3 protein-coding genes and 1 pseudogene are annotated in these 4936 nt (G+C 70.7%); 1 reads left to right on the forward strand and 3 read right to left on the reverse strand.

From position 1 onward, the window contains the following. Positions 1-716, forward strand: a 716-nt coding sequence (locus P3L51_RS35045) for a lipase family alpha/beta hydrolase (protein WP_354609408.1), incomplete at its 5' end; no start/stop codon positions are given. Positions 717-724: 8 nt separating this feature from the next. Here P3L51_RS35045 and P3L51_RS35050 read toward each other — a convergent pair. The 3 genes and pseudogenes from P3L51_RS35050 to P3L51_RS35060 form a co-directional block, all read right to left on the reverse strand. Then, positions 725-1663 (reverse strand): annotated as a pseudogene (locus P3L51_RS35050) (lytic polysaccharide monooxygenase auxiliary activity family 9 protein); the annotation flags it as partial. 243 nt (positions 1664-1906) lie between these two features. Beyond that, positions 1907-3337, reverse strand: a complete 1431-nt coding sequence (locus tag P3L51_RS35055; RefSeq protein ID WP_354609410.1) for a cellulose binding domain-containing protein — start codon at positions 3335-3337, stop codon at positions 1907-1909. A gap of 71 nt (positions 3338-3408) precedes the next feature. Then, the coding region (locus P3L51_RS35060; protein WP_354609409.1) for a beta-N-acetylhexosaminidase at positions 3409-4936 on the reverse strand (1528 nt) is incomplete at its 5' end.

Below are 4936 nucleotides of genomic sequence, written 5' to 3' on the forward strand. Positions count from 1 at the left end.
ACCCCCGTCCCGTCGTCCTTGTCCACGGCACCTTCGCGAACTCGGTCGACAACTGGCTCGGTCTCGCCCCGTACCTGGTGAACCGCGGCTACTGCGTCTTCTCCCTCGACTACGGGCAGCTCCCCGGAGTGCCGTTCTTCAACGGCCTGGGCCCCATCGACAAGTCGGCCGAGCAACTGAGCGCGTACGTCGACCGGGTGCTTGCCGCCACGGGCACCTCGAAGGTCGACATCGTCGGCCACTCGCAGGGCGGCATGATGCCCCGCCACTACCTCAAGTTCCTCGGCGGGGCACCGAAGGTGAACGCCCTCGTCGGACTCGCGCCCGACAACCACGGCACGACCCTGCTCGGTCTGACGAAGCTGCTGCCGCACTTCCCCGGCGCGGAGGATCTGCTGACCGAGAAGACCCCGGGACTCGCCGACCAGATAGCGGGATCGGCCTTCCTCACCAAGCTCAACGCGGGCGGTGACACCGTGCCCGGGGTCAAGTACACCGTCATATCGACCCGTTACGACCAAGTGGTCACGCCGTACCGCAGCCAGTTCCTGTCCGGGCCCGACGTACGAAACGTCACCCTCCAGGACCTGTGCGCGGTGAACCTCTCCGAGCACCTGGCGATCGGGCTGCTCGACCGGGTCGCGTTCCACGAGGTGGCCAACGCGCTCGACCCGGACCGGGCCACGCCGACGACCTGCGCGTCGGTCATCGGCTGAGTGTGACAGTACGGCGTGGTGCTGTCGCCACCGGTCTCGGCGAGGTTCTCCGAACCACCCGCGGGCTGCGGCTCGGCAGCGCCGGCGCCCTTCACCTCGGGGGCGTTGGCGGCGGGCTCGGCGGCGGGCTCCTCGTAGTCACCGGTGTCCTTCGCGGTGTCCTTCGCGGTGTCCTTCACCTCGGCGGCCCCGGCCTCGTCCGGGCTGTCGCCGCCGTGTCCGCCGTGGTCGACGGTGGACTTGGACGCGCCGTCCTCGACATCGGCCTCGGAGGGGGCGGACGCCTCGGGAGCGGCGGCCGAACCGCCGTTGTCGGCGCCGAAGACCACGTCGGAGCAGGTGTAGAACGCCTCGGGGCTGTCCGAGCGCTGCCAGATCGAGTAGATCAGGTGGCGGCCCGACTTGTTGGGGACGATGCCGCCGAAGACGTACGCGCCGTTCTCCAGCTTGGGGTCGGTGACCTTGGCGAACGGCTTGTCCTCCAGGTCGGACCACTTCAGCGGCTGCCCCGCGTCGTAGCCGTCCTTGGTGATGTACAGCTCGAAGGACCCCTTGTGCGGGGCGGTGGCCTTGTAGTTGAAGGTGCGGTTGCCCGCCGTGAACGGCGACGAGGGCCAGTCGCCGCGCGGCAGGTCGAGGCCCTTGTACTTGTCGCGGCCGGCCGAGCAGAGCTTGCCGTCCGGGATGATCGACCGGTGGTTGCCCGCGGCGTTCGCGATGTTGACTTCGTTCCAGTCGTAGAACGCCTGCGTCCCGCTGGACGCGACCGCCGCCTTGCAGGCGGCCGACTTCGGGCTCTCGGGCCCCTCGGCGAAACAGGCCGACACACGGCTGACCGGGTCCGTCATCGACCCGTGGGCGGCGGCGGGGACGGCCGCGAGCCCGATGAGCGCGAGCGGCGCGACGCCCAGCGCGACGATCCCGGTGGTCCTACGACGAGCGGTCATGGATTCGTTCTCCTTCGAGCGGCACGAGCTGGGGGAGCGGAGCGGGACGAACTCCCGGTGGCGTGACCTCCGTTGCACACGGCGCCACCGGTTGCCGTCCCGCTCCGGCCCTCAGCAAGCTAGCCCCTCGAAACCCCTGAACGGCCTGCTGGGACGGGGTGAGGAGGATCCTTATGGTCCACTTAAGCCGAGAGTAAGCCGACGCTAAGAGACCGCTGGGATCGCGAGCCGGACCCGGTCCGCTCAGGGGGCCGGCACCGTGTCCTCGAACGTCGTGCCCGCCGCGCGGTACCCGCTCACCAGCGTGCCCACCTGGGCCGGGCTGAGGACCTGGTCCTTCACGTGCAGCACGTAGTCCACCTGCTGGTCGTACGAGCGCGGTGTGGTGCTGGTCTGGCCCGCCAGGTCGATCAGCCACTGGTTGAAGTTGATCGACATCGGCCGCTCCGGCAGATAGGCCGCCCCGTGCGTGCCGAAGTGCTGACCGTCGATGTAGTACGTGATGGCGCTGTTGCCGATGGTCACCACCAGGTCGTGCCAGCCGGCGTAGCTCTGCCGGGCCTCACTGTGCTGGTTGACGGCCTCCCACGGGTCGGGGCGGTAGGTCTCCCACGAGGTGGTGTAGAGGATGTTGGCGGGTTCGCCCCAGCCACCGTTCGGCAGATACTCGAAGTCGTACTCCGCGTAGTCGTCCGCCATCGGCGCCTTGAGGTCGTTGATGGTGAAGAACGTCTGGACGAGACGGTCGCCGTCCGGGCCCGACCTGGGCGCGTCGCTGAACTTCACCCGCGCCGCGTACGTCCCGTTGCGGAACTTCGTCGACCGGGTCAGGATCTCCGTCTGCTCCGTGGAGGCGGCCGTACCGGCGGTCGAAGTCTCCAGGTTCATCACCGAGTTGCCGCTCTGACCGGCGAACGTGACGTTCTCCGGGACCCAGTTGGCGCCGGGCACACCCGGACCGCCGGAGTTCGCGCGGACGCTCCAGCCGTTCGCGGCGATCTTCGGATCGCTGTGGCCGCTGTAGTTGAAGTCGTCGAACAGGGTGGGACCGTCGGCGGGTTCGGTCGGCGGATCCGTGGGGTCGGTCGGGCCGTTGCCGCCGGGCGCCTCGCCCCAGACCGTCGCGCCGCCGACGTGCGCCGTGATCCGGGACCAGTCGCCGTACGTGGCCCGCTCCCGGCCGAAGGAGTAGTCGTCGCTCTGCCCCAGCGGCTGCCAGTTCGCCTGGTGGAAGCGCAGTTGCATGTCCCCGGTGTCCGCGCCGGGGGCCAGGGTGCCCGCCCCGGCCGTGAACGCGATCTCCAGATACCGGTCGGCGGTGGCGGTCGGGGCGGCGAGAGTCCCGAAGGTGCCGGTGATGTTGGCGCAGCCCTTCACCGCCCAGGAGCAGGCGAACCGGTAGGCGGCGGACGCCGAATCGGCCTTGAAGTAGTACCGCACCTTGACGTCGCTCAGCTGTACGGCGGCGCTGCCGTTGTTGCGTACCTTCAGCCAGGGTTCGCTCTGGTCGGCGGTCGCCCCGGAAGCGCTCGTACGGTACTGGACGACGAGCCCGTCGGCCGCCGCCGCGGCGCCGGCGGACGCGGGCATCGCCGCCAGCGCCGTACAGCTCAGGGCCACGGTGACAGCGGCGGCGGCCGCCGCGCGGAGGCGGCTCTTGGCGAGTGTCCTCATCGGACGTGTGGGACGTGTGGGACGCATGGGGTGTTCCTCTCCGGAACGGGTGGTGGGGGAGGGGTGGGAAGTCACGGACGAGTTGGCGCCGTACCTGCGGGGATGGTCATCAGGGACCGTGGGGTGAGCGGGCGGTAGCGGACACCGAGGGCGTCCAGCCGTGCGGTGTGCCGGCGCAGCCGCTCGACGAAACCGGTCCAGTCGCTGCGCCCGCCGGACCAGGCGCGGTCGGCGAGGGCGCACAGACGGGGGTAACTGAGGTACTCGATCCGGTCGGGAGTCTTCACGTACTCGGTCCACAACTGCGCCTGCGTACCGAGGACTTGAGCGCTCTCTTCGGCCTCCCAGTCGCCCGGCACCGGTTCGTTCCCGTGGACCGCCCGCAGACCGACGGGGTCGCCGGGCTGACCGAGCGGTTCGCAGGGTTCGGCGGACTGGGCGTAGTCGAGGTAGGTGGCCCGGTGGTGAGCGGTCACGACCTGGTGGCCGCGCCGGGCCGCGGCCAGGGCGTGCGCCGGATCGCGCCAGGTCATCACCGTGAAGTCCAGGGGCAGTTCGGTCCCGGTCTCGGCCCAGCCGACGGGCCTGCGGCCCCGCTCCACCAGGAACGCGCCGATCCGGCCCATGAACCAGCCGTGCAGCGCCGCCGGCCCGGTGAGCCCCTCGGCCGCCGCGCGGGCACGCGCCACCGGGCTGTTCTCCCACTCGGTGGTCGGGCACTCCTCGCCGCCGATATGGATGTACGGGGACGGGAAGACGTCCATGACCTCCTCCAGCACCGCCCGGCAGAAGTCGAGGGCCTGGTCGTGGACGCCGAGCACGGTGTCGCAGACGCCCCACCTGGTCCACACGTCGAGGCTTCGCTCCGGGTGGTTGCCCAGCTCCGGGTAGGCGGCGAGGGCCGCGCGCACATGGCCGGGCATCTCGATCTCCGGCACGACGCCCACCCCGCGGTCCGCCGCGTAACTCACCAGGGCGCGCAGCTCCTCCTTGGTGTACGCCCCCGCGTGCGGGATCCCGTCGAAGCCGTCGCCGCCCCGGCCCGGGTGCCAGGTCATGGACTGGCTCCGCCGGCCGCCGACCGAGGTCAGCCGGGGGTAGGCGTCGACCGGCATGCGCCAGCCCTGGTCGTCCGTGAGGTGCAGGTGGAGGGTGTTGAGCTTGTGGAACGCCAGCAGGTCCACGTATCTGCGCAGGTAGGAGACGGGCTGGAAGTGCCGGGCGACGTCCAGCATCGCCCCGCGCCAGGGGTGCGTGGGCACATCGCTGATCTCCACGCAGGGCAGCTCCCAGGAGCCGTCCCGTATCTCACCCGACAGGGCCTCGGCGGGCAGCAGTTGACGGATCGTCTGGACCCCGCGGAGCAGGCCGGTGGGCTGTGCGGCGCGCAGCACCAACGCCTGCGGGCCGACGGTGATCCCGTACCCCTCCTCGCCGAGACCGCTGAGCCGCGGGTCGAGCGCCAGCACGATCTGTCCGTCGGCCGAGTCGGTGAGCGGCAGTCCGGTGGCGGGGGTGAGCAGGGTGCGCAGCAGGTCCGACGCCGCGTGTGTGCCGGGCAGGGAGCGCAGGGTGGTGTGCCGGTCGAGGGTGAACCGG

Source organism: Streptomyces panacea (assembly GCF_040560175.1).
GTDB classification, from domain to species: Bacteria; Actinomycetota; Actinomycetes; order Streptomycetales; family Streptomycetaceae; genus Streptomyces; species Streptomyces panacea.

Excerpts from the sequence above, each read along its gene's own strand:
- P3L51_RS35055 (WP_354609410.1), bottom strand. The coding sequence starts at position 3,337 with ATGAGGACACTCGCCAAGAGCCGCCTCCGCGCGGCGGCCGCCGCCGCT.